Origin of the sequence: Agrilactobacillus composti DSM 18527 = JCM 14202 (assembly GCF_001436375.1) — a bacterium.
Classification (GTDB): Bacteria; Bacillota; Bacilli; order Lactobacillales; family Lactobacillaceae; genus Agrilactobacillus; species Agrilactobacillus composti.
Genome location: NZ_AZGA01000070.1, coordinates 118,619 through 144,269, shown reverse-complemented (window position 1 = coordinate 144,269; position 25,651 = coordinate 118,619). Strand labels below are relative to the sequence as shown.

Sequence of the window (25,651 nt, the reverse complement as noted above, 5' to 3'; positions counted from 1 at the left end):
ATAGTAGTTGCCGAGAAAATTAGCCATTATAATTACTTTACTTAGTGCATTTATGGTAGCATTTTAGGTAGCGCAATCATAGTGGTTGTTCAAATCATAATTATGACGTTAATGTTTAAAGTCATTTAGCTAAGGAGGCTCACAAAATGCATCAAGATGTTAAAATACTTGCATTAGAACAAGCGAAAATTCATGGGGGGAAACTAGCTGTTGAACCAACAATTGAAGTGAATAATAAACACGATTTGAGTGTGGCTTATACACCAGGTGTCGCGGCTGTTTCTTCAGCTATCGCTGCTGATCCCAAGCTGGCAAGAACCCTAACCATCAAGAAAAACACCGTGGCGGTGGTCAGTGATGGTTCGGCGGTTTTAGGTTTGGGGAACATTGGCCCCGAAGCAGCTATGCCGGTTATGGAAGGCAAAGCCGCTTTGTTCAAACGCTTTGCCAATGTGGATGCTATCCCGATTGTGTTAGATACCCAAGACACGGAGACTATTATTCAAACCGTGAAGGCCATTGCCCCAACATTTGGGGGCATCAATTTAGAAGATATCAGTGCCCCGCGGTGTTTTGAAATTGAACGCCGCTTGATTGAAGAATGTGACATTCCCATCTTTCACGATGACCAACATGGGACCGCAATTGTGGTTTTAGCAGCGGTCTTGAATAGCTTGAAACTCATTGACAAGACCTTGGCATCTGTTCGAATCGTGATCAATGGTGGCGGCTCTGCAGGGCTTTCGGTCGCTAAGAAGTTTTTAGCCGCTGGGGCCAAAAATATTGTGATTGTGGATAAAGTGGGCATTCTCAATGAAAATGACGCCGCCAAGCTCCCGGCCCATCATGCGGCCATTGCTAAAGTGACCAATCGAGAAAAACTAGCCGGCACGCTAGAAGACGCGTTAGTCGATGCAGATATTTTCATCGGCGTTTCGGCACCAGGGGTCTTAAAACCAGCCTGGATCAAAACGATGGCGGCTAAGCCAGTGATTTTTGCCATGGCTAACCCCGTGCCAGAAATTTATCCTGATGAAGCTCTGGCCGCTGGGGCTTATATTGCCGCTACTGGTCGTAGTGACTTTCCTAATCAAATCAACAATGTGCTGGCCTTTCCTGGTATCTTCAGAGGGGCACTGGATGCTCAAGCCACTGATATCACCATTGCAATGCAACTGGCAGCCGCTGCTGGGATTGCTAGTTTGATCCCGGATAATGAGTTGACGCCTACCAATATCATGCCGGATGCCTTCCAACCCGGTGTGGCGAAAGTGGTAGCTCAGGCTGTTGAGGATGCGGTCCATGCCAAAGCTAGTGTGATCCGCAACTAAGGGGATATACTTACCAATCAAGCAATAATTAGGCTTTAAAATGAAAGCGAATTCAGATAATAAAAGATTATCTGGACGCGCTTTTTTTACGGTTAATTGACCAACATGACAAATGTCACAGCTATTTGGTGACAAAGCCAACTACTGCTTGGGCAGAATTTAAGTTAAGATAAAGTCATCATAAAGCTACAGAGAGGTGTTAAATAATGACAGTCATTCAAGCGACCCATTTAAAATTTAATTACGGTAGTAAACAGGTCTTAAAAGATATCGACTTCACGGTTGAAAAGGGCGAGATCATCGGCCTCATCGGTGAAAATGGGGCGGGTAAGTCCACTCTCTTAAATATTTTACTGGGTCTCTTACCGGCCCACGGGGCAGCTACGGTGCTAGATCAAAAACCCGGTACAGCTTTTAACAAAGCCCACCTTGGTTCCATGTTACAAGGGGATATGCGTCTCAGTGGGATTACAGTTTTAGAAATGCTCCAAGAAGCCGCCGCACAATATCCTAAGGCTTTAGATCCCCAGGCAATATTAACGGAGATTGGCTTACAAGCCCAAGGCAATCAGCGCATAACCAGTTTATCCGGGGGCCAATTGCGGCGGGTCACCTTTGGCATGGCGTTAGTTGGTAACCCGGATTTGTTATTTTTAGATGAACCCACCGCGGGGATGGATGCTAAAGCGCGCCAAGATTTTTGGCAGCATATTGAAACCTTACGCCAACAAGGGAAAACCATGATCATTACCAGCCATTATTTAGAAGAAATTCAACAAATTGCTGATCGACTTTTGATCCTACAGGATGGCCGTTTCACTTTTCAAGGCACCCTAGATGAACTGCAAGCCCAGCACCTGGAGACCGTCATTTCATGTCGAACCGAACTGCAGCCTGCGATTTTTAAGGGCCTGCCTGCCGTCACCAATGTCCAACAAACTGGTCTGTTACTAAAAATCCATAGTACGGACGGTGACTTGACCTTAAAGGCCCTAGTTCCTTTACTAGATCAACTGCATCAAATCAGTGTTACCCGCAAATCCCTAGAAGACATCTTCATTCAGATGACTGGAAAGTAGGCTTAATATGAAAACTATACTGAATCAACTGCGCTTTGATGGCAAGCGTCTCATTTTCCGAAATTTATCGTTCTTCTTCTTTTCTATTCTCATGCCCGCAGGTTTTTACGTCCTATTCACCAAAGTGATGATGGTTACCGGATCCAGTACCCAGCAGCAGCAATTTGCCAAGACCTATATGGGCAGTATGATTGTTTATAGCATCTTGATCAGTGCCATTTTCGGGATTGCCTCAATTTTAAAGCGGGATCGGGATCAAGGGTTATTGGTATTCTTGAGTTTGGCCCCCAAAGGCACGTTGCCTTATTATATCTCGGTCTTTATTTGCATCCTGGGAATCAACTTGGGGGCAGTGGTAGTTTTAGGGGCGCTGGCCGTGTTTTTAAATCAGGTGAGCCTCAGTGCCAACCAGTGGCTGAATATCTTTGGTCTGGTGATCTTATGCCAAATTCCGTTATTGCTCATCGGCACCGCTATGTCTTTTATCAAGCGGCAAGAGACCCTCAGCGTGGTCAGCAATTTGGTGACCTTTCCCATGGCGGTGGTCAGCGGCCTTTGGTGGCCCATCAATATGTTGCCCAATTGGCTGCAGACCATTGGCAAGCTCACACCCACGTATTTTGCCAACAACAGCTTGAGTCATGTATTGACCAATGGTAAAGTTGATTTAATGAATGTTGGCGGCGTTTTGGCTTGGTTAGGTTTAGGGGTAGCTTTAGTTATTCTGATGGCCAAACGCACGGCAAGAAAAGGTGTTGTGTTAGATCATGGGTAAACGCTTTGGATGGCTGCACAATTTGCAATGGGCCAGCTATGTCTGGTTGCTCTATTTGCCGTTTTCGATTATGTTGTATTTACCGGTGAAAAGTAACGCCGATATCTTGTGGCTAATACTTTGTGGGGTTTTTTTGGTACTTTACGTGTTAGTTTCAGAAGTTCCTAGCGCACGGCGGCTGACGATTCCCTTGGAGTTGTTATTGACCGGGGCCTTTGCGATTTTTACGTTTAATTTTTATATGATTATTTTTCCCGGTTGGCAGATTTCCTTTATCATTGCCAGTTACCCGAGAAAATATTTCCATTGGTTTGTGGGCACGTACTATGCCCTTGTTGCCATAGCTTTGATTCAATTGGGATTTGTGGCACCCCAAGATTTTGCACATTTTCAAATCGGTATGGTGGGCTTGTTTTTCCCACTGGTATCACCTTTAGTAAGTTATTGGTTCGCCCGTTCTATCGTCCAGCGGCGACAACTCCAACAAACCAACCGCCGTCTGGAGAACTTGGTCCGCCGAGGGGAACGGGAGCGGATTGCCCGGGACTTGCATGACACCTTGGGACAGAGTTTTTCCATGATCACTTTAAAAGCCGAACTGGCCCAGAAGTTATTACAAAAGGCCCCAGATAAGGTCAGTGGAGAATTGCAAGATATTGCCCAGACCAGCCGGGAGAATTTGCAATTAGTTCGAACCATTGTCAATGGTTTGCATGAAGAATCCATTGGGGAAGTCCTATTGACCCAAGCCCAAAACTTAGCCCAAGCCAAAGTGATTCTGTTGACTCAGGGGGAAGAAGCCGCCAGTAATTGGCCCACGGCTGTGCAAAATCGCTTTGGGGCGGTATTGACTGAGGCTATCACCAATATCATTCGCCATGCCAAAGCTCACCAGGCTCAAATTGATTTTTCAGAAACGTCAACCCATTATGAAGTCCAGATATTAGATGACGGCCAGGCCACCAATTTTGTGCGAGCGGGCTCCAACGGCATCAAGGGGATGCAGGCCCGCTTGGCGGAAGTCAAAGGTAATTTTGATATCAGTCATAACCGCCAAGGTACCTTGGTGACCTTGACCATTCCAAAGGAGGTAAATTCGTGATCAGTTTATATTTAGCTGAAGACCAAAGCATGTTAAATTCAGCTTTAACACAAATTCTAAATTTAGAAGATGATTTACAGGTCCTAGGCAGTGCTGAAGACGGTGCCACGGCTTGGACCCAGATTCAAAAACTACAACCGGATGTGGCCATTTTAGATATTGAAATGCCGCAAATGACCGGCCTGGAAGTGGCCAGCCAAATTCAAGCTAGCGCTTTGAAGACCAAGGTGATCATTTTAACCACCTTTGCCCAAAGTACCTATTTTCAGCAAGCGGTGGCCGCGAAAGTGGCTGGTTATTTGTTAAAAGATAGCCCCAGTGATGATTTGATTGCGGTTATCCGCCAAGTCATGACCGGCAAAACTGTTTATGCCCCGGAGTTAGTGGTGAATATGGTATCCGCCGAGCATAACCCTTTGACCGACCGAGAAATGGCGGTATTAGCCGAAGCGGACAGCGGCTTGCCCACCAAACAAATTGCGGCAACTTTATTTTTATCTGAAGGCACCGTGCGGAATTATTTATCAGCCATTTTTAGTAAATTGGGCGTTCACAATCGCCTGGAAGCTATTCAAGTGGCGAAAAAAAATAAGTGGATGCGTTGAAAAAAGCCTAGACCAATTTTTGGCAATCTAGGCTTTTTTCAATGGCTCAAAGTTTCTTTTCAAAGCCCTCCATCGGGGCTAAGGTGTTTTGGTAATTGACTTGGTTAGTGGAATCATCAGTGAAATTCATAACTTGATAAAAGCTGGTTCGCAGGTATGTTTGCATGACGCTGGGAATAGCTAACTCGTCCATGTCTAAGGGACTCATTTGGGTTCTGATGGCACCTAAATCACCGGCTGTTACTTTTTGCACCCATTGGGGTTCTCTTAATAATTCCCGCCCCAGCGCTACTAGCTCAGCCCCATCTGCTAAGACGGCCTGGGCATCAGTTGGCGTGGTGACGGCGCCAATACCAATTAAAGGGACGACACCCTTTGTATGAGCGGCAAATTGGGACAGAAGGGTCTGGTTGTTGGTTTGATCATTTAAAGAAGTTCGTTGATAACTGCCCATGGACAGATGGATATAATCGACTTTAGTTTTGATTTGATCCACGAAGGCCAATGAATCCGCTAGGCGAATCCCAGGTGTTTCGATCTCTTCTGGGGAGATGCGATAACCTAAGGCAAAAGGGCGTGATGTGGCGTTTTCAATGGCCTGGTGAACGGCGTTAATCACAGCCAGGGGGAAGTGCAGCCGCTTTTCAAAGCTACCACCCCAGGCATCCGTCCGTTGATTTGAATTTTCCGAAAAGAATTGTTGGAGCAGGTAAGTATTGGCGCCATGGAGTTCAACGCCGTCAAAGCCAGCGGTAATTGCCCGTTGCGTAGCCGCAGCAAAGTCGGCAATTATACTTTGAATCTCTTCAACACTTAGGGCTCTAGGGGTCTCGGAATCAGCTGGATAGCTGGCAGCAATGGCGCTGGCACTCACGGGTTGAGTACCGCGAAGAATCTGCTGGTTAGTTTTGCGACCCGCGTGGAAAATTTGCAGAATGGCTTTGGTGCCATTTTGATGAATAGCCTGGGCCAGTTGGGTCAAGCCAGGGATCATGTCATCTGAAGCTACAGACAGCTCGCCTTCAAAGCCTTTACCGCTGGCACTGACATTGGCCACGCCAGTGATCACCAGCCCAGGACCGGCGGCACGGGTTTGGTAATAGTGGATTTCATCGCTGGTGACCATGCCATTGTAAAAACTGGTCATGGTGGTCATAGGGGACATAACAATTCTATTTTTGAGAATTAAACCATTTTTAAACGTTAGGGGTTCTAGAAATTGATAGTGGGTCATCAAACATACTTCCTTTCGCAATAGCTAGTTATATCAGACAACATATGTTAGTATAACTGTTACGGTATTGCCCACAAGTACGCACTTTTTGGGAACATAGTTACTAAAAAGTACCTAATGTATTTTAACAAGGAAGAGGAGCGCTTCGTTTTGGAAAAAATCTATCATATCGGTGTCGAAGCAACGCTAGATGTCATTGGCGGTAAGTGGAAACCCATCATTTTATGTCATTTGGGCAAAGGCCCCTTACGGACTGGGGAATTAAAGCGGCGCATCCCCGCCATTACCCAAAAGATGCTGACCCAGCAACTGCGAGAACTAGAAGCAGACAATATTATTATTCGCCAAGTTTATAATCAGGTGCCACCCAAGGTAGAATATTCCCTATCCAATGAAGGCAAAACCCTGCGTCATTTGTTAGTGGCCATGTCAGAGTGGGGCGAAAAGCGCGTGCAACACTTACAGGCCCAAGGGGATAATGTGGCCTTAATTAGTAAAGGTCATGAGGGCTATTTAAACTTTTAACTAGACCAATTTTCATCAATTTGGAACGGCATGAAAGCCTCACCATAGTCTCATAATTTTCTCCTCAAATCCCCCTTGCCTTTGCTGACAAAAGGTGTTATAAATATCAGACAAGATATTAATATGTTTGGGGGTATAGTGATGTTGTTCGCGCAAAGGGCTACAGATTATGAAGTGGTTGGTTTATTTAGAAATAATCTGGGCCAACCTGTCGCTGAGAAGAGAATTTGTCACAATATGTCAAAGAAAGAAGCCAAGATGCAGATGAAAGTTCATCTATTACGGGCTTATTCTGAAACTATTGACTTAGACTCTCCAGTGCAGATTGACGTGCATCCTACCAACAAGTAGGACGCGTACTTGGTTTACTTAAGGTTTAATTCCCTTTATAATAGGATTAGTATGCAAAGGGAGGCAATGAGATGGATAATCAAACTGAAAAAGAACCAGAATTTGCCGTGGGCGACAAGATCACTGTCCGCAAGAGTACAGATGTGCCGGTTTCTTTTAAGGGGACCGTATCTAAGGTATACACGAACTCAGCTATGGTGACCATTGAAGATTTTGATCCATCAGAACGCACAGTTGTGGAAGATTTAAAGTACCGCACAATTGTTAATTTCAAGCATTTGCGAAAATCTGGTAAGTCAAAGAAATCGACAACACCCAAGGATAAAGATAAGAAGTAACCAAAGATTAAGAGTTGAAACGTCTAACAATTAGGTTAGGCGTTTTTTTGTGGTCGTAAAAACCTTGCACAATAGCGATCTATGCGGGCCAAACCCCCAACTAGATGGCTATTTTTTATTAACTTTAAGTAAGTCGTATTGCTTTCACCCCAAAACCTATCATGCTAAACTGACCCTAATTATGAAACTAAGTTAAGGAGGCAAGCGCATGGCTGCACAGACTGCACCAAATAAGCAAAAGCAATATCATTGGCTGATCTTGGTGGCAATTGGGTTATTTTCGTTCATGTCCAACTTGGATGCCAGTATTGTGAATATTGCCATGCCCCAGATTTCTAAGGGGCTGGCCATTCCGGTGAATCAAGCAGAATGGGTCACATCAATTTATTTGATTTTTATGTGTGCGTTGTTGCTATTTTTTGGTCGTTTAGGGGATATGTATGGGAAGACTAGGGTATTTAAGGTGGGGACTTTAGTGTTCATCTTAGGGTCCTTTTTATCTGGTTTAGAGCTGAATTTAGGTTTCTTGTTGTTTGCCCGCATTATTCAAGCCTTTGGGGCTAGCATGACCTTGTCCAATAGTTTTGGGATCGTCACCAGTGCTTTTGAACTCAAGCAACGGGGCCGAGCCATGGGCTTTGTGGGGACCTTTGTGGCATTGGGCAGTGTGGCCGGACCTGCTTTAGGGGGCTTGATCCTAGCCCACTTGACTTGGGGCTATATCTTTTGGGTCAATGTACCGGTGGGCATTATCGCTATCTTGATCAGTTTCATTGTTTTCCCAAAGCAAGATCAAACGAAATCTGAACCTATGGACTGGCCAGGTTTTTTGAGTTTTGCCGGGTTTATCGTGGCTTTGTTCATGGCTATCTTTTTAGGCCAAGAATGGCACTTCAATGACCTGCGCGTGTTAGGACTATTTTTAGCGGCACTTATTTTATTGGGGACCTTTATCATCGTGGAGCGGCGCCACGCGCAACCCTTGGTGGATTTTAAACTATTTAAAAATCAGCCTTTTACCTATGGTATAGTTGCTGCCTTGTTAATTTTTCTATCCAATTTTTTCCCCAATGTTTTGATGCCTTTTTATTTATATAACGCCCGGGGTTTTGCCATCGGGACGGCCGGGTTATTACTGGCGATTTTCCCCATCGTGATGTTGGTGGCCGGGCCCATTGGCGGGTATTTAGCAGATTATTATAATGCCCAATTTGTGACTATTATCGGCTTATCCTTGATTGCGGTATCCCAATTATTATTCACTTTTTTACAAGTGGACACGGCTTTATGGTATTACATCGGAGCCACAGTGATCATGGCGTTAGGTACAGGGCTGTTTCAGTCACCTAATAATGATTTAGTAATGTCTAGTGTGGATAAGACCCAATTAGGGGTGGCGGGCAGTATCAATGCCTTAGCCCGGAATTTGGGCATGGTGTTAGGCGTAGCCTTTGCAACGACGGTATTATTTTGGGGGATGACCTTAGCCGGCGGGTATAAGATCACCACCTATGTCGCCGGGCGACCAGATTTGTTCTTAGCAGGTTCTAGAATTGCGTATATTGTCTCTATGATTTTTTGTTTGCTGGCTGATGGTATCAGCATTGCCCGCTACATTCAGGATAAACGCGCTACGGTTCAAAGTTAATTGGCAATTGTTCTTAAAAATACTGAGTTCTCAAGGTGTGATTTTAGGAGCCAATGTTGACATTTAAGCCGTTGGGGTCGATGATGATTTTAATTTATTTCATCATTATAAATTAAACTACTGACCGTAAAGGTTAGATTGGTGTCTTATATTGTGCATCTTAATTTTTTCAGTAGTACCTTTTCTTCGTTACGTTCTAGAAATTTCCGTAATTTTTGGTTGGGACAATGTCTTTCCGTCATAGGAACCTGGATTCAGCGCACGAGCCAAACGTGGTTGGTTTATCAAATGACTAAATCCGCCTTGTTGGTAGGGGTCGTGACGGCTTGCCAATTTATACCAATCCTTGGTTTGACTTTAATTGCCGGGACATTGATTGATCGTTATCCCAAGCGGACTATTTTGTTGATCACTCAATTTGGTTTTCTCTTGTTGGGCTTGGCCATGACGATACTGGTATTCTCCGGGGTTATTCAATACTGGCAGGTCTTGGTGATTGCCTTGGGGTATGGCACATTGCAAAGTATTGATACGCCAACTCGACAATCCTTTGTAGTGGAACTAGTGGGTCAAAAAGATTTGATGAATGGTATTTCCCTAAATTCGTCCATCTTTAATTTGGCTAAAATTGTTGGTCCGGCTATTGCAGGTATTTTAATTGTAAAGGTAGGGATCGGCTGGTGTTTTTTGATTGATACCGGCAGTTACATTGCGGTTATTCTGGGTCTTTATCATGTGCAAACTATCCAAAAAACAACTACCAGCGTGCGTCATGCTGTCCTGCAAGATATTCACGAAGGGCTTGCATATGTTTGGCACAATGATAATATTCGGATCAGTGCTGAAATGATGTTGATTGTTTGTACGCTTAATTTCAACAACAATGTTATTATTCCCATTTATGCCCAGACAGTTTTGCATCAAGGGGCACAGGGGTATGCCAGCTTGTTATCAGCTACGGGGATTGGGTCATTGATAGCTGCTTTTCTAATGAGTTATCTTGCCCGCTATGGTTTGCGCCGTAGTTTATACTTGCTGGTCACAGCAGGAACGATTGTCGTTCAAATGGCGATGGTTTTTGTCCACAGTTATGGGCTGGCTTGGGGATTGATGGTGGTGATTGGGTTTTGCAATATGATTTTTTTGAATCAGTCCAATGCCTCTTTTCAATTTTCGGTACCTGATGCCTTAAGAGGCCGGATCATGAGTGTCTATGTTTTATTAAATCAAGGCTCGACACCTATTGGGAGTCTGTATGTTGGGGGAATCATGGATTTAACTTCTGGTTTGTTTGGTTTTCCCGCTTGCGGGTTGTTGGCATTGATTTTACTTGTGCCGCTGTTAGTCAGCAATCGGTTCGTGGTGAAAAAGTGGTTGACACACTGATGTAAATATTTTTTGAACAATTTACGACACAAAAAAGTGTCTGAACATTGTTTTTTTTCTAATTTTATCTTAATATAGTGCTTAGTTGCTATTTAATCAAAATATGAGGGACGGTTATATATGGATGAGAAATTAAAGGTTGGTATTATCGGCGCAACAGGCATGGTGGGACAACGTTACATTTCGTTGTTGGAAAACCACCCTTGGTTTGAAGTAACTACGGTCGCTGCAAGCCCCCATAGTGCTGGTAAAACTTACGAAGAAGCTGTCAACGGCCGTTGGCGCATGGATACACCAATTCCAGAAGCTGTTAAGAACTTAACAATTCTAGATGTAAACGACATTGATAAAGTTGCCTCTCAAGTGGATTTCGTCTTTTCTGCGGTCAATATGTCCAAAGATGCTATCAAGAAAATTGAAACAGAATACGCCCAAACGGAAACACCAGTGGTTTCTAACAACAGTGCCCATCGCTGGACGCCAGATGTTCCAATGGTTGTTCCTGAAATCAATCCCGATCACACAGATATCATCAAGTACCAACGGGAACGTTTAGGGACTAAACGGGGTTTCATCGCCGTTAAGCCAAACTGTTCCATCCAAAGCTATACGCCGGCCTTATCTGCTTGGCAACAATTTGAGCCTTATGAAGTTGTTGCCACCACTTACCAAGCCATCTCTGGGGCTGGGAAGACATTTGAAGACTGGCCTGAAATGAAGGGCAATATTATTCCTTACATCAGTGGGGAAGAAGAAAAGTCTGAAAAAGAACCACTGCGGATCTGGGGCAGTATTGACCCTGAAAAGAAGGCCATTGTGCCTGCAACAACGCCAGTCATTACTACCCAGTGTGTACGGGTGCCAATTTTATATGGTCATACAGCTGCTGCATTTGTGAAGTTCAGACAAAACCCAACTAAGCAAGAATTGATCGATGCTTTGACAAGCTATCATGGAATTCCCCAAGAACAGAATTTGCCAAGTGCTCCGAAACAATTCATCCAATATATGACCGAAGACGATCGGCCCCAAGTTCAATTAGATGTTAACTTTGAAAACGGCATGGGTATTTCTATTGGCCGTTTACGAGAAGATACCGTCTATGATTGGAAATTCATCGGCTTGTCGCACAACACGGCCCGTGGTGCCGCTGGTGGGGCAATCTTACTGGCAGAATTGCTTAAAGCGCAAGATTATATTGCTAAGAAATAATTAATCGTCTGTTATTAATTAAAATTAAAAAAGGTCCCGGTGAGAAATCTAAAATTTGATTTCTTACCGGGACCTTTTCAGTGTGATGCGTGATTTTTAACGATTACGCATTATATTTTTCCAGATATTCTCTAAATGGTACCAGATCTTTGGATTCATAAGTCTTATTAAAGGCATCCACGTCGGCTTGACTGTGGGTGGCGGTATCTAAGACTAAGTTTTCAACTGGGATTGGCCGTTCGTCGGCAATCTTCACGTCAATGACGATTGGGCCATCTGGATTTTCAGCTGCTTTGAAGGCAGCCTTTAATTCAGCTAAAGTACGAACGGTGAAGCCCTTAGCGCCTAAGGCTGTGGCAGCAGCACCCCAATCGCCGCCTTGGATATCAACACCGTAATGGCTTTGATGAGTGTCATCTTGTTCGGCCTTGATGAAACCAAAGCTTTCGTTACTCAAGATAACATTGACGATTGGCAGGTTATATTTGACTTCGGTAATAATATCTTGGGAAGCCATCGCCCAACCCCCATCACCACTGATGGTGATAACTTGGCGATCTGGGAAGCTTAATTTAGCAGCTAAGCCAGCTGGTAAGCCGTAACCCATGGTGGCAAACCAACCAGAAGTGGTAAAGGCTTGTTTTGGTGTCATGTCTAAGAAACGCACGGAATCGATGGTGACATTACCCACGTCAGTTGGAAAGAGGGCATCAGGTTTAGCGATGCGGTTGATTTGTTCATAAACTGGTTCAACCCGTAAAGGTGTGCGGTCGTCTTCAGAGAAGCTCTTGACCCATTGCATCCAGTTAGCCCGATCATCTAAAGCAGCCTTGTAAAAGCCAGTGGTGTCTTTCTTGTGGCCCCGTTCAAGGAATAATTCTAAGACGCGCTTGGCATCCCCAAGAATGGACACATCGGTGTGATGGCGTTTGCCAAATTTAGAACTATCAATATCTACTTGGATGAACTTAGCCGCTTGGTTAAAGAAGTAAGCCGCAAATGGGAAGTCACTACCTACAAATAAGATGGTATCGGCATTAGCCATGATGTCATTACCAGGTTTGGTGGCGACCCGGGCCGCTGTGCCCATGTAGGCCGGATTGTCATCTGGAATTAAGCCCTTGGCTAAAACGGTGGAGACAATTGGCAGGGAGTATAATTCAGCGACTTTTTGGGCTTCATCAGAAGCCCCGCGAATACCTTGACCCACATACATCACTGGCCGTTTCGCAGCATCTAATAACTTGATGGCCGCATCAATGTCAGCAACGGCAGGTTCATAATTTGGTTTGCGGTAATTACCAGCAGTAGATTCATAAGTGTCTGGGATGTCCACCCAACCTAGATCCACTGGAATCGTGACCACAGCGACGCCACTTTCTTTATAAGCATGACGAATAGCTTGATCCACCACGTGGGGTAGTTGGGCCGCTGTCATAACAGTCCGGTTATAAACAGCCACATCAGCAAACATCGGATTTTCATTTAATTCTTGGAAGAAGTCAGTATTCATAGCAGGTGCGGCCACTTGCCCAATTAAAGCTAAAACTGGCACGTGATCCATTTTGGCATCGTATAAGCCGTTAAATAGATGGGTGGCCCCGGGACCAGCAGAGCCAAAGGTGACCCCTAATTTGCCCGTTAATTTAGCGTCAGCCGCAGCGGCGATGGCGCCGGTTTCTTCATGTCGGACTTGAATATATTTAATACTGTCCCGTTGGTTAAAGAGTGCATCCATGGTGGAGTTAAAAGAACCCCCCGGAATGCCATAGAGGTGATCGACACCCCAAGATTCCAATACTTTGACCATTGCAATGCCAGATTTAATTGTGTCTGCCATTCTAAAATCCCCCTTTAAAATAAAAATATTCAATAGTTTTCTTACAAAAAGTAAGTTGCCTACATTTAAAAGTATACCGCTTCCATAGAAAGGAAACAAATATTAAGCTCAAAAAAAGTGAAACAATGGGAATTTTCATTATGAAAATAAAATTTTCTAATAAAATTGTTGTACCGCCTCAGATGGTGCCAGCACAACGCCCACGGGCTTCTTTTTACTAATCTAATTATAACATCAAACAAATGAAAACAATAAGTTTCAGAAACTGGCTGTTATGTCAACTGAAAACGTGCTACCATTAGAAATTGATTAATATTTTTTTGGAGGTGTAATATGGAGGTCTTCTTTGGCAGCCTATCCGGCGTGTTGATCATTTTGGTCATGATCGCCGTGGGGTATGTCCTAACCCGAGCAGGATGGTTTGATGATCAAGCCAGTCGGCTAATCGCCCGGTTAGTGACCCAAGTGGCACTACCCTGTTACATGATCGATACGATCATGCGGGACTTTTCTAAGAAACAACTGCAGACATTGTTGCCGGATTTGCGGTTTCCGGTAATCTCCATGATTATTCTGTTTGCCCTATCTTTTGCCGCCGTTCAAGTCTTTCAAATCCGTAAGAGCCGTGTGGGGCTATTTAAATCAATGTTCTTTAACTCCAACACCGTTTTTATTGGCTTACCTGTTAACAAGGCGTTGTTTGGCAATGCCAGTTTACCTTATGTCTTGGTTTATTACATGGCCAATACCTTTTTCTTTTGGACCTTAGGGGTTTATTTGATCAAAAAGGACGGGACTGGAGAAGCCAGCTTTAATTTCTTGACGGCTGTAAAAAAAGTTTTCTCACCGCCATTATTTGGCTTTATTTTAGGGGTTATCTTTGTGCTGTTAGGCTGGCATCTGCCAGTGTTTATCATGTCGGACTTCTATTATATTGGCGCTCTAACGATTCCATTGTCCATGTTCTTCATTGGGATTCAAATCGCCTTGGTGGGGTTGCGGCATTTCAGTTTTTCCAAGGATTCCTTGGGGATTTTACTGGGCCGGTTTATCTTGGCACCAATCATCATGGCTTGTCTGGTTTTACCAACGCACTTACCCGTTTTATTGAAACAAGTTTTCATCATGCAGTCCGCCATGCCGGTAATGACCAATGCGCCGGTTGTCGCTAAGTTATATGGCGCAGATGCTGACTATGCGGCGATCATGGTGACGGAAAGTACGGTCATCAGTATGGCTGTGATTCCGATTTTAATGACACTGATTCAAATGGTTCACTAATTCAACAAAAGAGGTCCTATTGTTTTGCGAAAGACGTTTCTATTCGTTTTGATTTCAACTTTCTTATTTAGTTCCATGGAAATTACTTTAAAATTAGCCGGTAGTGTTTTTAACCCGATTCAACTGAACTTTATCCGCTTCTTGATTGGCGGGCTGGTACTATTGCCCCTAGCCTTACGGTCGATGAAAGCTAATGATTTACATATTGATAGGAAAGCCTTCGCCAGCTTTGCTTTGACTGGCTTGTTATGTGTGATTGTCAGCATGACTTTGTTCCAATTAGCCGTTGTCTATGGCAAAGCCAGCATCGTGGCGGTATTGTTTAGCTCTAATCCTGTATTTGCCCTTTTATTTTCTTACTTAATTTTACATGAAAAACTATCTCGGAGCAGTCTAGTCTCTGTCATCGTTTCCACCATTGGTTTGTTAGTCATTATCAATCCCTTTCATCTCAGCAATGGGGTGGGGATGATCTTAGCGGTATTATCGGCCATCACCTTTGGCTTTTACAGCATTATCTCTCGGAAAGTTTCTAAAAACCGTCACTTCAATGGGGTGACCATGACTTGTTTTACCTTTATCTTGGGTAGTTTAGAATTGGCGCTGTTGATGGGGCTCAGCCATTTACCCATTGTGGCCCAGTTATTTGGTCATAGTAGTTTAGCCAAGGATTTTGTGGCCATTCCTTATTTTGCGGGGATTTCAGCCAGCACCATCTTAATGATCCTCTTCATTGGCATTGGGGTCACGGGGATCGGCTTTGCCACTTACTTCATGGCCATGGAGCGCTCTGATGTATCCACGGCTTCCCTGGTATTCTTCATCAAACCAGCCTTAGCTCCTATTTTAGCCCTCATATTGATCAGTGAATCTATCGTGGCCAATACTTGGGTGGGGATCGTCGTGATTTTACTAGGCTCTGCGGTCAGCTTTTTTGGGCAACGTGCCGACGAGCAAAAGAGTGCCATGGCAACAACTGGTTACTTGCAAACCGTTGAAACGGAAGGGGAAGCTGCCGATATTATTGACGCCGCCCACCGCAAGCAGATCTTAGCCCAATTGGCAGCCAGAAGAGCGGCCTTAGGTCAAAATTTGCAGAACAGCAAATTTCAAAAGCAAACTCATTCCACACCGTATTAAAATTGAATTAGAAACAATTAGCCTATATTATAGCCAATCACTAGTCTTTAAAGACTTAGTGACTGGTTATTTATTTTGGAAAATGGGAATTTAATGACATAAGATTAGCGTTATGGTAGAATAACAACAGTTTTTGTTCCAAAAATAACTATAAAGATGGGAGATACGAATATTGAAACAGTTTAATTTACGACGACTAACATTAATGGCAGTCCTAATGGCCTTACAACTGGTGTTGGGGAGCATGTTTTCGATTCAGTTTTTACTAACTAAAATCTCATTTGGGTTTATTCCCATGGCAATCTGTGCCTATTTATTTGGGTCTTGGGTCACGGCCAATATCTCGGGCTTATCTTATTTGTTGGGGATGCTATTATTTCCAAAATTTGCCTTCTTCTTAGGTTTTGCGGTGACAGCCTGGTTATCCGGTTTTGTCTTTGGCTACTTTTTACACCGCAAACTAAACTTGTGGCGCATTACTGCAGCCACAGCCATCGTGACTTTTATTTTAAACCTCTTCTTGAATAGTTTATGGCTACATATGATGTACACCACGTCTTGGCCAGCTTTGTTTGCCCAACGAGTGCCGCAAGAAATTGTTACATTGATCATTTACGTGGCGGTTTTATGGGTCTTAAACCGGAAGTACTTCACAGATCGCTTGGCTAGTTTGGCGCAGGTTCAAATTTAAAAATTAAAAAAATTCGACTTGTGAGCGCTTTAATGCGCAAAACAGGTCGAATTTTTGATTGGCGCGTATTAGAATACTTGTAGGCCGTCTTGATCCACGGAAAGTTTTAAGAACTGCCCAGAATGGCTTTGGGCTTTGAGCGCTTGGATGATGGCATCGGCTTTTTCCTCAGGACAAACACTGATGATGGCCGGACCCGCACCAGAGATAAAGGTGGCGTATGCCCCATTGGCCTTGGCGATACGCCGTTTGGCCGCCAAATCTGGGACAAATTGATCCCGATAGGCTTCTTGGAGGGTGTCAGCTTCCATCATGGGGCCGGCTAATTGCAAATCACCACTGATCAGTGCGGCAATCATGACATTTGAAATGGCACTGCCAGTGATAGCTTGGTCGTAAGAAATGGTTTCTGGCAGCACGCTACGGCTTTCAAAAGAAGGTAGGCGAACGTCTGGAATATAAGCGACGATGGTCGCCATGGGGAAACGGTGCCGGACGGAATACACATTGCCATCCACTACTGCAGCGGTGACGAAGTTGCCCCGAAAGGCAGGGGCCACGTTGTCAGGATGGCCTTCAATGGCAACGGCGGCGGCAATTTTTTCCTCCATGGTCATATGTAAGTTGCCTAGGCGATTGGCTAATTCAACGCCGGCTACTACGGCAGCAGCACTGCTGCCTAACCCCCGTTCCGTGGGAATTTCAGAGCGGACGATCAAAAGATGGGGTAAAACGTCCGGGGCAGTTTGGCGAATCGTTTGGACTAAAATGTTGGTATAATCAGTGGGGATGCTCTTTTGCAGATTGTGCTGTACCAGCCATTCGACAGTTTCAGCACCAACTTCAATGCTCATATATAAAGATAAAGCTAGGCCGCAGGAATCGATGCCGGCGCCCAGGTTGGCCGTTGTTGCAGGGACTTGAATTTTCATAATAACCTCCGTGACAGAAATATGAATATGTTCTCATTGTATCTCATATTATTATAATAATTCAACTGTGGCTTGCATTTAATTAATATTTAAAGGATGAATAAAATGACCCAATTGGTTTTAATTCGCCACGGCGAAAGTACCGCGAATCGTGATAATGTATACACCGGGTGGTCTGATGTACCTCTGACCACCACGGGGTGCCAGGAAGCCAAAGCCATTGGGGCGAAGCTGGCTACTTTAGGCATTGACTTTAAGGCTTGTCATACTTCGGTATTACAACGGGCCATCATGACCAGCTACTTAGTTTTAGAGCAATTACACTTAAATGACTTACCCCTGTTTAAGACTTGGCGGCTAAATGAACGCCACTATGGGGCTTTGCGGGGATTGAATAAAGATATTACCCGGGAAATATTTGGCAAGCGCCAAGTGGCCCGCTGGCGGCGGGGCTATGCCAGTGTGCCACCCCTGCTGGAAAAGGCCGATAATGACCGCCGCTATGCGAATTTAGATCCTCGAGCTATCCCTAGAGGGGAGAGCCTAAAAATGGCCTCAGCACGCTTACAACCCTATTATCAAGCCAACATCGTTCCCCGGCTAAAGCAAGGAGAAGCGCAATTGGTGGTGGCCCATGGCAGTAGCCTGCGGGCTTTGATCAAATACGTCGAAGCGATTTCTGATACTGACATTGATGGGGTAGAAGTTCAAAATGGCGAAGCCATCATTTATGACTTTGCCAAAGACATGACCTTGAGCGATAAACAACGCCTTTACGACTAAAAAAGCGCCTTAAAACTAGCGAATAGACTAGTTTTAAGGCGCTTTATGGGTTTAAAGGGTATCGCTGCTATTTTCAGGTTTTTGTTTCAAACGTTTTAATTTGACGATAGGAACTTTACCCAAAATCAATGGTACCCGCTCGGTGACCACATCAGCATATTCCAGGCCAAACCAAGTGGCCGGGGAAAGCGTGATTTTTTGTAGGAACAAACGCGCTTGGATAATGGCCTTTTGGTAACTGCCCAGCTCAGTTTCAGGGGACAGCTCTTCTTGTAACATGACAAAAGAGAAGTCACCCACTTCCCGGTCAGGGATCGTGGTATATTGTTGCGGCTGGCGGGGTAGCTCGCCCTTGGCAATCATGTCATTGATGATCTGCCGCAAGAAGATATTGACTTTTTGCTCCACTCTAAACCCTAAGTACAGCTGGACATTGATCATGTAGTCCGTGTCAAAAGTCTCCACAGTGTAACCGGCACTGTAAGGATCATCGGTGACATTCACAGTGACGAACCAATAAATCTGCGCACGTTTTGGCCGTTTGTCCAAGATGGAATACAAAATGGTCTTTTTGATGTAGCGTTCATCATGGACTTTGGTCATATACACTAAATTAGTGGTATACAAGGGGTTGGTAGTATCTTCGGACAAGGCATGGAGCTGATTCTTATAAGCTAATAAGGAAACATCTTCAGTCCGGTAGATATTGTTATAGCGATAGTAGTCGCCCATCTGCCAAATGAACATGATGCTTAAAATCACTAAGCCAATTAAGACCGTGACCCAGCCACCGTGGGCAAATTTGATGATACTAGAGATGAAGAACATGGTTTCCACAGAGCCAAAGAATAATAGAGAACCCAAACTGATAATGGTGGGCACTTTTTTCAGGCGTAGGAATTCGAAGAGTAAAATCGTGGTCATCAACATGGTCATGGTGATGGCTAAGCCATAGGCAGCTTCCATGTGTTCTGAAGTCTGGAAGGTGTAGACGATGGTACAGCACACCAGCCATAAGATGATATTGACCACGGGGATGTACAACTGCCCCCGGGAGTTGGTGGGATAGATCACATGTAAGCGGGGGAGCAAACGCAAGCGAATGCCTTCAGAAACCAAGGTGTAAGATCCGGAAATCAAAGCCTGGGAGGCGATGATGGCGGCTAAGGTGGCAATGATGATGGTGAAGAGTTTTAAAAAGCTAGGCATCATTTCAAAAAATGGGTTGAAGTCGGCGATGTGTTGAAAAGCATTGGTGCCGTTATTTTGATGGATCCAAACGGCTTGGCCAAAATAGTTTAACACCAGACAAAGATTAACGAAGGGCCAACTGCCATAAATGTTGCGCCGACCCACATGGCCCATGTCCGAATACAAGGCTTCTGCCCCGGTGGTGGCTAGGAAAACACTACCTAAGATGAAAATGCCGGCTTTATTTTCCGGGGAGAATAAGATTTTAATGGCATAATAAGGGTTTAAGGCTCTTAGGATCAGCGGATCTTTGACAATACTAAACAAGCCGATGCCGCCGATAAAAGCAAACCAAATGAACATGATTGGTCCAAAGGCCTTACCAATGGACTCGGTCCCAAAACGTTGAATGAAGAACAAGAACGTTAGGATCACGATGGTGACTAAAATAACTTCTGATTGGGAATGTAATAAAATTTTACCGTTTAAAGGGGTGCCCTTCAGGCCTTCAATGGCGGTGGTAACGGTCACTGACGGGGTCAGCATCCCATCGGCCAGCAAAAAGGCACCCCCCACCATGGCCGGGACGATCAGCCAGGCGGCCCGTTTACGGATCAAAGTGTACAAGGCAAAAATACCACCTTCACCGTTGTTATCGGCCCGTAGTGCAATGAGGACGTACTTTAAAGTGGTAATGATCACTAAGGTCCAGAATATTAATGACACTGAACCGGTGATGAACTCATCACTGATTTTACCCATGCCGCCATTTCCGGCAACGATGGACTTCATGACATAAAGCGGTGAGGTCCCAATGTCCCCATAGACGACCCCCAGGGCAATTAACAGGCCAGCTGCGGAAAGCCGCTTGCCTTTGGTGGGCGTTTTAATACGTGTGAACTTATTCATTTTCTTGATCTCCTAGAACGTTGGGTAAACGGATTTTTAGCATGACTTCTAAAGTCAGGAACCATCATAAAATAATTAATCTGACAAGTCAAAAAAAACCGCAAATCCGTTGCGACACAAGTCGTGTCGGAGCAGATTTACGGTTTTGATAAGGCTAGTTTATTAAAGGGCTAAAGCACCCATTGGATCCCAAGGAGCCAAAACTTTAGGTTGGTCATATTCCGTGTTGATGACGTTTAATTGGTCATCTGTTAAATATTTTTTGTTGATGACAACTTGGTAAACAAATTGGTCAAACCAAGCATCACTCATGACGAAGTAACCTTTATGACCGACTTTATCGCCCCAAGAGTTTTCAACTTTCCATTTAGTTGGCTTGCCATCCACTAAGTCCACACCAGTCAAGACCATGGCGTGGGTCATGAGGCTTTCACTATAGTCTAGGCGTTGGGCCTTCGTTAGGGATAGATCCACATCAAACAAATCGTCTAATTGATAAATTTCCGTATCTAAGATACCGGCCTTACGATCACTGCTTTGACCCACATCACTCCCAAACCAAACTGTTTCGCCATTTTGTAATTGTTTCACGGCTAATTGTTTGAAGGTATCAATGTCTAAGTTCATATGACGTACTTGGCGGCCGCCCACCACATTACCTAACATTTCCACGGTGTATAAGTGGTTGTAAGGCTTGTCAGCGGTTGGGGAGTTGATCATGGAGACATAATCGGCCAAGTTCCAGCCTACATATTTCGTAAAGAATTCTTGTGGGGTCACATGGTCTTGATGGTAATTGCCATCGTCATCTTTATATTCCCAATCAAAGTCTTTCACGGGTTCGCCCAAGGCAAAGACCAAGATCCGGTAAACTTCACCGACCATGATTTTACGGGTAGCGGCAATTTGGCTGTCATCGGCACCATCGTTGACTAACTGGCGTAATTTGATGGCATCTTTACGTAATTTAGTATTCAAGACCGTATTTAATTCCCGGGAAGTGGAACTGTTGTAAGTTTCTGGCATGACAGATTTTGGTACGATGCCATATTTTTCGATCAACGCACACAACATATCCCATTGGCCGCCATCTTGTTGGGGGGTAGCCAATAAGAAAGCAACTTTGCGGTCTTCAACGGGCAGACCAGCTGTATTTAAGATATTTTCATAAAAGTAGTTAGATTTTTCTAGTTTATCCCAGAAGTTGGTGTAGTTTTGGGATAATTCAAAACCCTTTAACTTGAATTGGTCTTGTAAGGGATGACGCATGGTGTTTAACGCAGCAAACATCCAGCAACGACCAGATTGTTTTTGGTTCGCAACAGTACCGGTGTTTAACTCAACGGAGAAAACGGGTTCCATTGCGCTTTGGGATTGAATAGATTCACTGCTGGCCAAGATACCATTTTTCATGGTAGTCCGGGCCAAAGCTTCACTTTTAGGTAACTTATGGAATGTATCCGTGAAGTCTTGAAGATTTTCATTAGTGATTGGTTGCGTCATTAAAAGTGCCTCCTAAAGTAGGGTGGTTCAACACCCGATTTTAATAATAGAACAACAAGCATCATTCTAGCTTAAAATCTTGAATTAGTCCAACGGGTTTGGTCACCATAAATGAAGTGTTTCACAAAACTGCTACCCAGGGAATGTGGTATTCTATAAGTATGAAATGAAAGCGTTAATTATGGAAAGGTGGTTCTTGTAATGAGTACGATTCAATACTTTAATAATGATACGATCAATGCTAAGAACAAGGCATTTTCTCGGATGAAAGTTATGGTTGAAACGGCATTTTACGGTCAAAATGTCACACCATTACAAAACGTCAGTGCAATTTATGAACTGGCTAAAGCAAATCCAGATACGATCGTCACCGATATGCCGGTTAAACATACCGATGATCTGGGCTTGCCTAGTGATGCGAAGGTATTAGTTTATAATCATGGTAAAATCGTGGGCCGGACCGCTAAGGCGCGGCGGATTCTCCAAGAGGAGACGGATACCGATGCCACAGCCCTGTTAAACGACTTACAAGAAGCAATTTATCAAGACAATCGGCACCCATTTTGGCGCAGTGATGTTTTGGTGGGGCTGGATAAAAACTTTATGGTCAAAGCTCACGTCTGTATTCCCAAGGGGTATGAACATAATTTATATTCGTATGTCATGAACTTTCAGTTTTTAAATGAAACTTATCAACAGATTTATGATAATAGCAAGCAATATGATGAACCGGACATTTATTTATATGTGGATCCGGACTATCATGATCCTAAATATCCCGATGGTCTCGCATTATTTGACCGAGAACATAACGTGGCGGCCCTTTTGGGGATGCGTTATTTCGGTGAGATGAAGAAGGGGACGTTGACCCTAGCTTGGTCCATCGCCCATCGTCACGGCTATACCGCCTGTCACGGTGGCTTGAAGAGCTTCCATTTTAAAGATCAGGCGGATGCGGTTTTTGCCATGTATGGCTTGTCCGGCTCCGGGAAGTCGACGTTGACCTTGGCCAAACATCAAAATAAATATGACATCACCGTGTTACATGATGACGCCTTCGTGATTTCTCGCGCAGACGGCTCGTCCACGGCCATGGAACCAGCATACTTTGATAAAACCAACGATTATACTGTGGCTGGGGGCGGCTTAGATTATTGTTTGACCGTGATGAACGATGGGGTCACTTTAAATGAACATGGCCAAAAGGTGCTGGTCACCGAAGACCTGAGAAATGGGAACGGGCGGATGGTGAAATCCCGCTATATCACCAAGAATCGGGTGGACTATGAAGCCCAACCCATTAGTGCGCTGTTTTGGATCATGAAGGATAACTCCTTGCCCCCAGTGATGCAAGTCACCAACCCGGTGGCCGCGGCCACCATTGGGCTGACCTTAGCCACCAAGCACTCCACCGCTGAAAACGTGTCTGCTGCCGAGATGCAACAAGTGGTGATCATCCCCTATGCCAATCCATTTAGACTATATCCATTAGTTGAAGATTACCAAGACTTCAAGGCTTTGTTTGAAAAACGCCATGCCCAATGTTATATCTTGAATACCAGTGCTTATTTAGATCAAGATATCCCCAAGGAATTAACCTTGGGAGCGGTGGAAGACATTGTGGATCAAAAAGCGAAGTTCAAACCATTCCTGGATATTCCCGGCTTAAGTTATTTGCCTTACGCCAACTATCCCATTCCTAATGGGGAAGAATATAAACAATTATTGCAGCAACGATTCCAACAACGCCTAGCCTATGTGACCCATCATAATGAGACTAGAAAACATGCGCTGCCAGACGAATGTACGCAATTTTTGACGCAAGTCATTAAGACTCTTAAGTAATGCTTAAAAGACCACAATAATCATGAACAACTTGAATAACTTTATGAGTTCAGCAATTTGCTTTATAATTGAACTCAATAAAGGTTTCAAGTTGTTTTTTTATTTTTTATGGCCTATCTAAGAGAGGATCGCTTATGAAAAAAGATGCATTGTATCATCGTACAGAAAGCGAATACGCTTTTTTATATAAACCAAAAGAATTTGTTGTGCGCATGCGCACGGCTAAAGCTGATGTAGCCCAGGTCACCCTCTATTATGGGGATCCCTTTGACAACCGTCCCCGGAAAAACGGCGCCATAGGTTGGCACTATCGCCGCATTCGCATGAATAAGGGTTTAGAGACCCAAAACCATCAATATTGGGAAATTAAGCTTCGGCCCCAATTTACTAGGATTCAATATGCCTTTCACGTCACTGGTCTAGATGGCAGCCAAACCTATTATGGGGAATTGGGTTGTGTGGATTTCAATGGCGGTGAGATTCAAAACATGGCCAACTACTTCCGCTTGCCTTATTTCCATCAAATCGACATGGCCAAAAGCCCCCAATGGGTGAAGCAAACGGTCTGGTATCAAATTTTTCCAGAGCGTTTTGCCAATGGTGATAAGTCCTTAGACCGGCCGGGTACCTTGCCCTGGGACACCGAAGCCCATCCTGGCCGCCAAGATTATTACGGTGGGGATTTACAGGGGATCATTGACCATTTAGATTATTTACAAGCTTTAGGGATCAATGGCCTTTATTTGACGCCAATCTTTAAGGCAGCCTCTAACCATAAATACGACACAATTGATTATTTAGAAATCGACCCGGACTTTGGAGATAAGCAGACTTTTAAAAAATTAGTGGATGAAGCCCATGCCCGGGGGATGCGGGTGATGCTAGATGCGGTGTTCAACCACATTGGCGATGAGTCCGTCCAGTGGCAAGATGTTTTGCGGCATCAGGAAAAGTCCCGTTTTAAAGATTGGTTCCATATTCGCAAATTCCCAGTGAGTTATGAAGCTACGGCTGATTTTGAAGTGGCCCGTAAATTAAACTATGCTACTTTTGCCTTTACCCCCCACATGCCTAAGTTAAATACTGCCAATCCGGAGGTACAGGATTATTTATTGACGGTGGCAAAGTATTGGATCGAGCAATTTGATATCGATGCTTGGCGCTTGGATGTGGCCGATGAGGTGGATCATCATTTCTGGCGAGCCTTTTCTGAGGCCTGTCATCAGCTGAAACCAGATTTTTATATCTTAGGCGAAGTTTGGCATAATTCCGAGCCTTGGTTAGATGGTTCAGAATTTACCGGGGTCATGAATTATCAATTCACCGGTTTAATCAATCGTAAATTCTTATATCATAATATTAACAATCACAGTTTTACCGAAGGCTTGAACCAACAGCTCATGTCCTATCGGGCCCAAACCAGTGAGATGATGTTCAATGTCTTAGATTCCCATGACACACCGCGGGTTTTGACCTTAGCTAATGGGGATAAGGACGCGGTTAAATCAGCCATGGCGTTTACCTTTTTACAAAAGGGTGTGCCTTGTATCTTTTATGGGGATGAAATTAGCTTAGTGGGGAACCAAGACCCAGATAATCGCCGGCCCATGTGTTGGGATGAAACCAAACAAGATGGGGAAATGTTGGCCTTTATGAAGGCTTTGATTGCCGTGCGGCGCCAATATGCCAACTTCTTGTCAGAAGCGCCCATGGTCTGGGTTGATCCAGAAAACGAACAAATGCTGACCTTGATCCGGGAGGGCCGGACCATTGAATTTGTTTGTTTATTTAATACCAGCGATACCAAGCAAACGATTGCTTTGAAAAATGGCGATCAGGAGATTTTTAGTCGCCGTTTAGATGATATCGATGGCACCGCCCAATTGTTACCTGAGGGGTTTGTGGTGTTGAAGCGTTGGAAAAAATAATTGAGTTTTGAGGTTGTGAATA

At 44.3% G+C, this 25,651-nt stretch carries 22 protein-coding genes; 17 read left to right on the top strand and 5 right to left on the bottom strand.

Annotated features, from left to right (window positions below; all coding sequences use genetic code 11):
- Positions 1 to 146: 146 nt before the first annotated feature.
- From FC83_RS11935 to FC83_RS11915, 5 genes are all read left to right on the top strand, one after another.
- The gene (locus tag FC83_RS11935; RefSeq protein ID WP_035453033.1) at positions 147 to 1,331 is read left to right on the top strand and encodes an NAD(P)-dependent malic enzyme; all 1,185 of its coding nucleotides are present in this window, start codon (positions 147 to 149) and stop codon (positions 1,329 to 1,331) included.
- A gap of 203 nt (positions 1,332 to 1,534) precedes the next feature.
- On the top strand, positions 1,535 to 2,410 hold the full coding sequence (locus FC83_RS11930; RefSeq protein WP_035453035.1) for an ABC transporter ATP-binding protein: 876 nt from the start codon (positions 1,535 to 1,537) through the stop codon (positions 2,408 to 2,410).
- 7 nt (positions 2,411 to 2,417) lie between these two features.
- Positions 2,418 to 3,185, top strand: a complete 768-nt coding sequence (locus FC83_RS11925; protein ID WP_057002815.1) for an ABC transporter permease — start codon at positions 2,418 to 2,420, stop codon at positions 3,183 to 3,185.
- Positions 3,178 to 4,287 carry a sensor histidine kinase gene (locus FC83_RS11920; RefSeq protein WP_035453036.1) on the top strand — a complete coding sequence of 370 codons (1,110 nt, stop codon included), beginning with the start codon at positions 3,178 to 3,180 and terminating at the stop codon, positions 4,285 to 4,287. The genes FC83_RS11925 and FC83_RS11920 overlap by 8 nt, the downstream gene beginning before the upstream one ends.
- Positions 4,284 to 4,892, top strand: coding sequence for a response regulator transcription factor (locus FC83_RS11915; RefSeq protein WP_035453038.1), 609 nt, complete (start codon positions 4,284 to 4,286; stop codon positions 4,890 to 4,892). The genes FC83_RS11920 and FC83_RS11915 overlap by 4 nt, the downstream gene beginning before the upstream one ends.
- 46 nt (positions 4,893 to 4,938) lie before the next feature.
- Here the strand turns inward: FC83_RS11915 and FC83_RS11910 are convergent, their stop codons facing one another.
- The gene (locus tag FC83_RS11910; RefSeq protein WP_057002814.1) at positions 4,939 to 6,126 is read right to left on the bottom strand and encodes an NADH-dependent flavin oxidoreductase; all 1,188 of its coding nucleotides are present in this window, start codon (positions 6,124 to 6,126) and stop codon (positions 4,939 to 4,941) included.
- 150 nt (positions 6,127 to 6,276) lie between these two features.
- On the opposite strand from FC83_RS11910, the gene FC83_RS11905 reads away from it, so the two are divergent.
- The 6 genes from FC83_RS11905 to asd all read left to right on the top strand — a co-directional run bounded on the left by FC83_RS11905 (position 6,277) and on the right by asd (position 11,586).
- Complete coding sequence (locus tag FC83_RS11905) at positions 6,277 to 6,651, top strand: winged helix-turn-helix transcriptional regulator (protein ID WP_035453040.1); 375 nt, start codon at positions 6,277 to 6,279, stop codon at positions 6,649 to 6,651.
- Positions 6,652 to 6,792: 141 nt separating this feature from the next.
- Complete coding sequence (locus FC83_RS17330) at positions 6,793 to 7,002, top strand: hypothetical protein (protein WP_035453043.1); 210 nt, start codon at positions 6,793 to 6,795, stop codon at positions 7,000 to 7,002.
- Between the two features lie 71 nt (positions 7,003 to 7,073).
- The gene (locus tag FC83_RS11895) at positions 7,074 to 7,340 is read left to right on the top strand and encodes a hypothetical protein (protein ID WP_052004658.1); all 267 of its coding nucleotides are present in this window, start codon (positions 7,074 to 7,076) and stop codon (positions 7,338 to 7,340) included.
- 208 nt (positions 7,341 to 7,548) lie between these two features.
- Positions 7,549 to 8,988, top strand: coding sequence for an MFS transporter (locus FC83_RS11890; protein WP_035453045.1), 1,440 nt, complete (start codon positions 7,549 to 7,551; stop codon positions 8,986 to 8,988).
- Between the two features lie 153 nt (positions 8,989 to 9,141).
- Positions 9,142 to 10,374: an MFS transporter gene (locus tag FC83_RS11885; RefSeq protein ID WP_035453103.1), complete on the top strand. Its 1,233-nt coding sequence runs from the start codon at positions 9,142 to 9,144 to the stop codon at positions 10,372 to 10,374.
- Between the two features lie 120 nt (positions 10,375 to 10,494).
- On the top strand, positions 10,495 to 11,586 hold the full coding sequence (asd, locus tag FC83_RS11880) for an aspartate-semialdehyde dehydrogenase (RefSeq protein WP_035453047.1): 1,092 nt from the start codon (positions 10,495 to 10,497) through the stop codon (positions 11,584 to 11,586).
- Between the two features lie 103 nt (positions 11,587 to 11,689).
- Here the strand turns inward: asd and spxB are convergent, their stop codons facing one another.
- Complete coding sequence (spxB, locus tag FC83_RS11875) at positions 11,690 to 13,426, bottom strand: pyruvate oxidase (protein WP_035453050.1); 1,737 nt, start codon at positions 13,424 to 13,426, stop codon at positions 11,690 to 11,692.
- A gap of 333 nt (positions 13,427 to 13,759) precedes the next feature.
- Here spxB and FC83_RS11870 point away from each other — a divergent pair, with 333 nt between their 5' ends.
- From FC83_RS11870 to FC83_RS11860, 3 genes are all read left to right on the top strand, one after another.
- Positions 13,760 to 14,707, top strand: coding sequence for an AEC family transporter (locus tag FC83_RS11870; protein ID WP_035453051.1), 948 nt, complete (start codon positions 13,760 to 13,762; stop codon positions 14,705 to 14,707).
- A 24-nt stretch (positions 14,708 to 14,731) separates the two neighbouring features.
- Positions 14,732 to 15,847, top strand: coding sequence for a DMT family transporter (locus FC83_RS11865; RefSeq protein ID WP_052004660.1), 1,116 nt, complete (start codon positions 14,732 to 14,734; stop codon positions 15,845 to 15,847).
- Between the two features lie 172 nt (positions 15,848 to 16,019).
- On the top strand, positions 16,020 to 16,538 hold the full coding sequence (locus tag FC83_RS11860; RefSeq protein ID WP_235184289.1) for a folate family ECF transporter S component: 519 nt from the start codon (positions 16,020 to 16,022) through the stop codon (positions 16,536 to 16,538).
- Positions 16,539 to 16,606: 68 nt separating this feature from the next.
- Here FC83_RS11860 and thrB read toward each other — a convergent pair whose 3' ends face one another.
- Complete coding sequence (gene thrB / locus FC83_RS11855; RefSeq protein WP_057002813.1) at positions 16,607 to 17,470, bottom strand: homoserine kinase; 864 nt, start codon at positions 17,468 to 17,470, stop codon at positions 16,607 to 16,609.
- A gap of 105 nt (positions 17,471 to 17,575) precedes the next feature.
- On the opposite strand from thrB, the gene FC83_RS11850 reads away from it, so the two are divergent.
- Positions 17,576 to 18,253, top strand: coding sequence for a 2,3-bisphosphoglycerate-dependent phosphoglycerate mutase (locus FC83_RS11850; protein ID WP_035453057.1), 678 nt, complete (start codon positions 17,576 to 17,578; stop codon positions 18,251 to 18,253).
- Positions 18,254 to 18,304: 51 nt separating this feature from the next.
- On the opposite strand, the gene FC83_RS11845 is transcribed toward FC83_RS11850, so the two are convergent.
- The gene (locus tag FC83_RS11845) at positions 18,305 to 20,353 is read right to left on the bottom strand and encodes a KUP/HAK/KT family potassium transporter (RefSeq protein ID WP_057002812.1); all 2,049 of its coding nucleotides are present in this window, start codon (positions 20,351 to 20,353) and stop codon (positions 18,305 to 18,307) included.
- A 162-nt stretch (positions 20,354 to 20,515) separates the two neighbouring features.
- Positions 20,516 to 21,856: a C1 family peptidase gene (locus FC83_RS11840; RefSeq protein WP_035453059.1), complete on the bottom strand. Its 1,341-nt coding sequence runs from the start codon at positions 21,854 to 21,856 to the stop codon at positions 20,516 to 20,518.
- 201 nt (positions 21,857 to 22,057) lie between these two features.
- Here FC83_RS11840 and FC83_RS11835 point away from each other — a divergent pair, with 201 nt between their 5' ends.
- Complete coding sequence (locus FC83_RS11835; protein WP_035453061.1) at positions 22,058 to 23,701, top strand: phosphoenolpyruvate carboxykinase (ATP); 1,644 nt, start codon at positions 22,058 to 22,060, stop codon at positions 23,699 to 23,701.
- A 134-nt stretch (positions 23,702 to 23,835) separates the two neighbouring features.
- Positions 23,836 to 25,629 (top strand): glycoside hydrolase family 13 protein, encoded by a 1,794-nt coding sequence (locus tag FC83_RS11830; RefSeq protein ID WP_035453063.1) that lies wholly within the window; start codon positions 23,836 to 23,838, stop codon positions 25,627 to 25,629.
- Positions 25,630 to 25,651: the final 22 nt, after the last annotated feature.

What these genes read in the sequence shown, in the direction of transcription:
- FC83_RS11935 (WP_035453033.1), top strand. Translation starts at nt 147, where the DNA reads ATGCATCAAGATGTTAAAATACTTGCATTAGAACAAGCGAAAATTCAT.
- FC83_RS11925 (WP_057002815.1), top strand. Translation starts at nt 2,418, where the DNA reads ATGAAAACTATACTGAATCAACTGCGCTTTGATGGCAAGCGTCTCATT.
- FC83_RS11920 (WP_035453036.1), top strand. Translation starts at nt 3,178, where the DNA reads ATGGGTAAACGCTTTGGATGGCTGCACAATTTGCAATGGGCCAGCTAT.
- FC83_RS11910 (WP_057002814.1), bottom strand. Translation starts at nt 6,126, where the DNA reads ATGACCCACTATCAATTTCTAGAACCCCTAACGTTTAAAAATGGTTTA.
- FC83_RS17330 (WP_035453043.1), top strand. Translation starts at nt 6,793, where the DNA reads ATGTTGTTCGCGCAAAGGGCTACAGATTATGAAGTGGTTGGTTTATTT.
- FC83_RS11895 (WP_052004658.1), top strand. Translation starts at nt 7,074, where the DNA reads ATGGATAATCAAACTGAAAAAGAACCAGAATTTGCCGTGGGCGACAAG.
- FC83_RS11890 (WP_035453045.1), top strand. Translation starts at nt 7,549, where the DNA reads ATGGCTGCACAGACTGCACCAAATAAGCAAAAGCAATATCATTGGCTG.
- asd (WP_035453047.1), top strand. Translation starts at nt 10,495, where the DNA reads ATGGATGAGAAATTAAAGGTTGGTATTATCGGCGCAACAGGCATGGTG.
- spxB (WP_035453050.1), bottom strand. Translation starts at nt 13,426, where the DNA reads ATGGCAGACACAATTAAATCTGGCATTGCAATGGTCAAAGTATTGGAA.
- FC83_RS11870 (WP_035453051.1), top strand. Translation starts at nt 13,760, where the DNA reads ATGGAGGTCTTCTTTGGCAGCCTATCCGGCGTGTTGATCATTTTGGTC.
- thrB (WP_057002813.1), bottom strand. Translation starts at nt 17,470, where the DNA reads ATGAAAATTCAAGTCCCTGCAACAACGGCCAACCTGGGCGCCGGCATC.
- FC83_RS11850 (WP_035453057.1), top strand. Translation starts at nt 17,576, where the DNA reads ATGACCCAATTGGTTTTAATTCGCCACGGCGAAAGTACCGCGAATCGT.
- FC83_RS11845 (WP_057002812.1), bottom strand. Translation starts at nt 20,353, where the DNA reads ATGAATAAGTTCACACGTATTAAAACGCCCACCAAAGGCAAGCGGCTT.
- FC83_RS11840 (WP_035453059.1), bottom strand. Translation starts at nt 21,856, where the DNA reads ATGACGCAACCAATCACTAATGAAAATCTTCAAGACTTCACGGATACA.
- FC83_RS11835 (WP_035453061.1), top strand. Translation starts at nt 22,058, where the DNA reads ATGAGTACGATTCAATACTTTAATAATGATACGATCAATGCTAAGAAC.
- FC83_RS11830 (WP_035453063.1), top strand. Translation starts at nt 23,836, where the DNA reads ATGAAAAAAGATGCATTGTATCATCGTACAGAAAGCGAATACGCTTTT.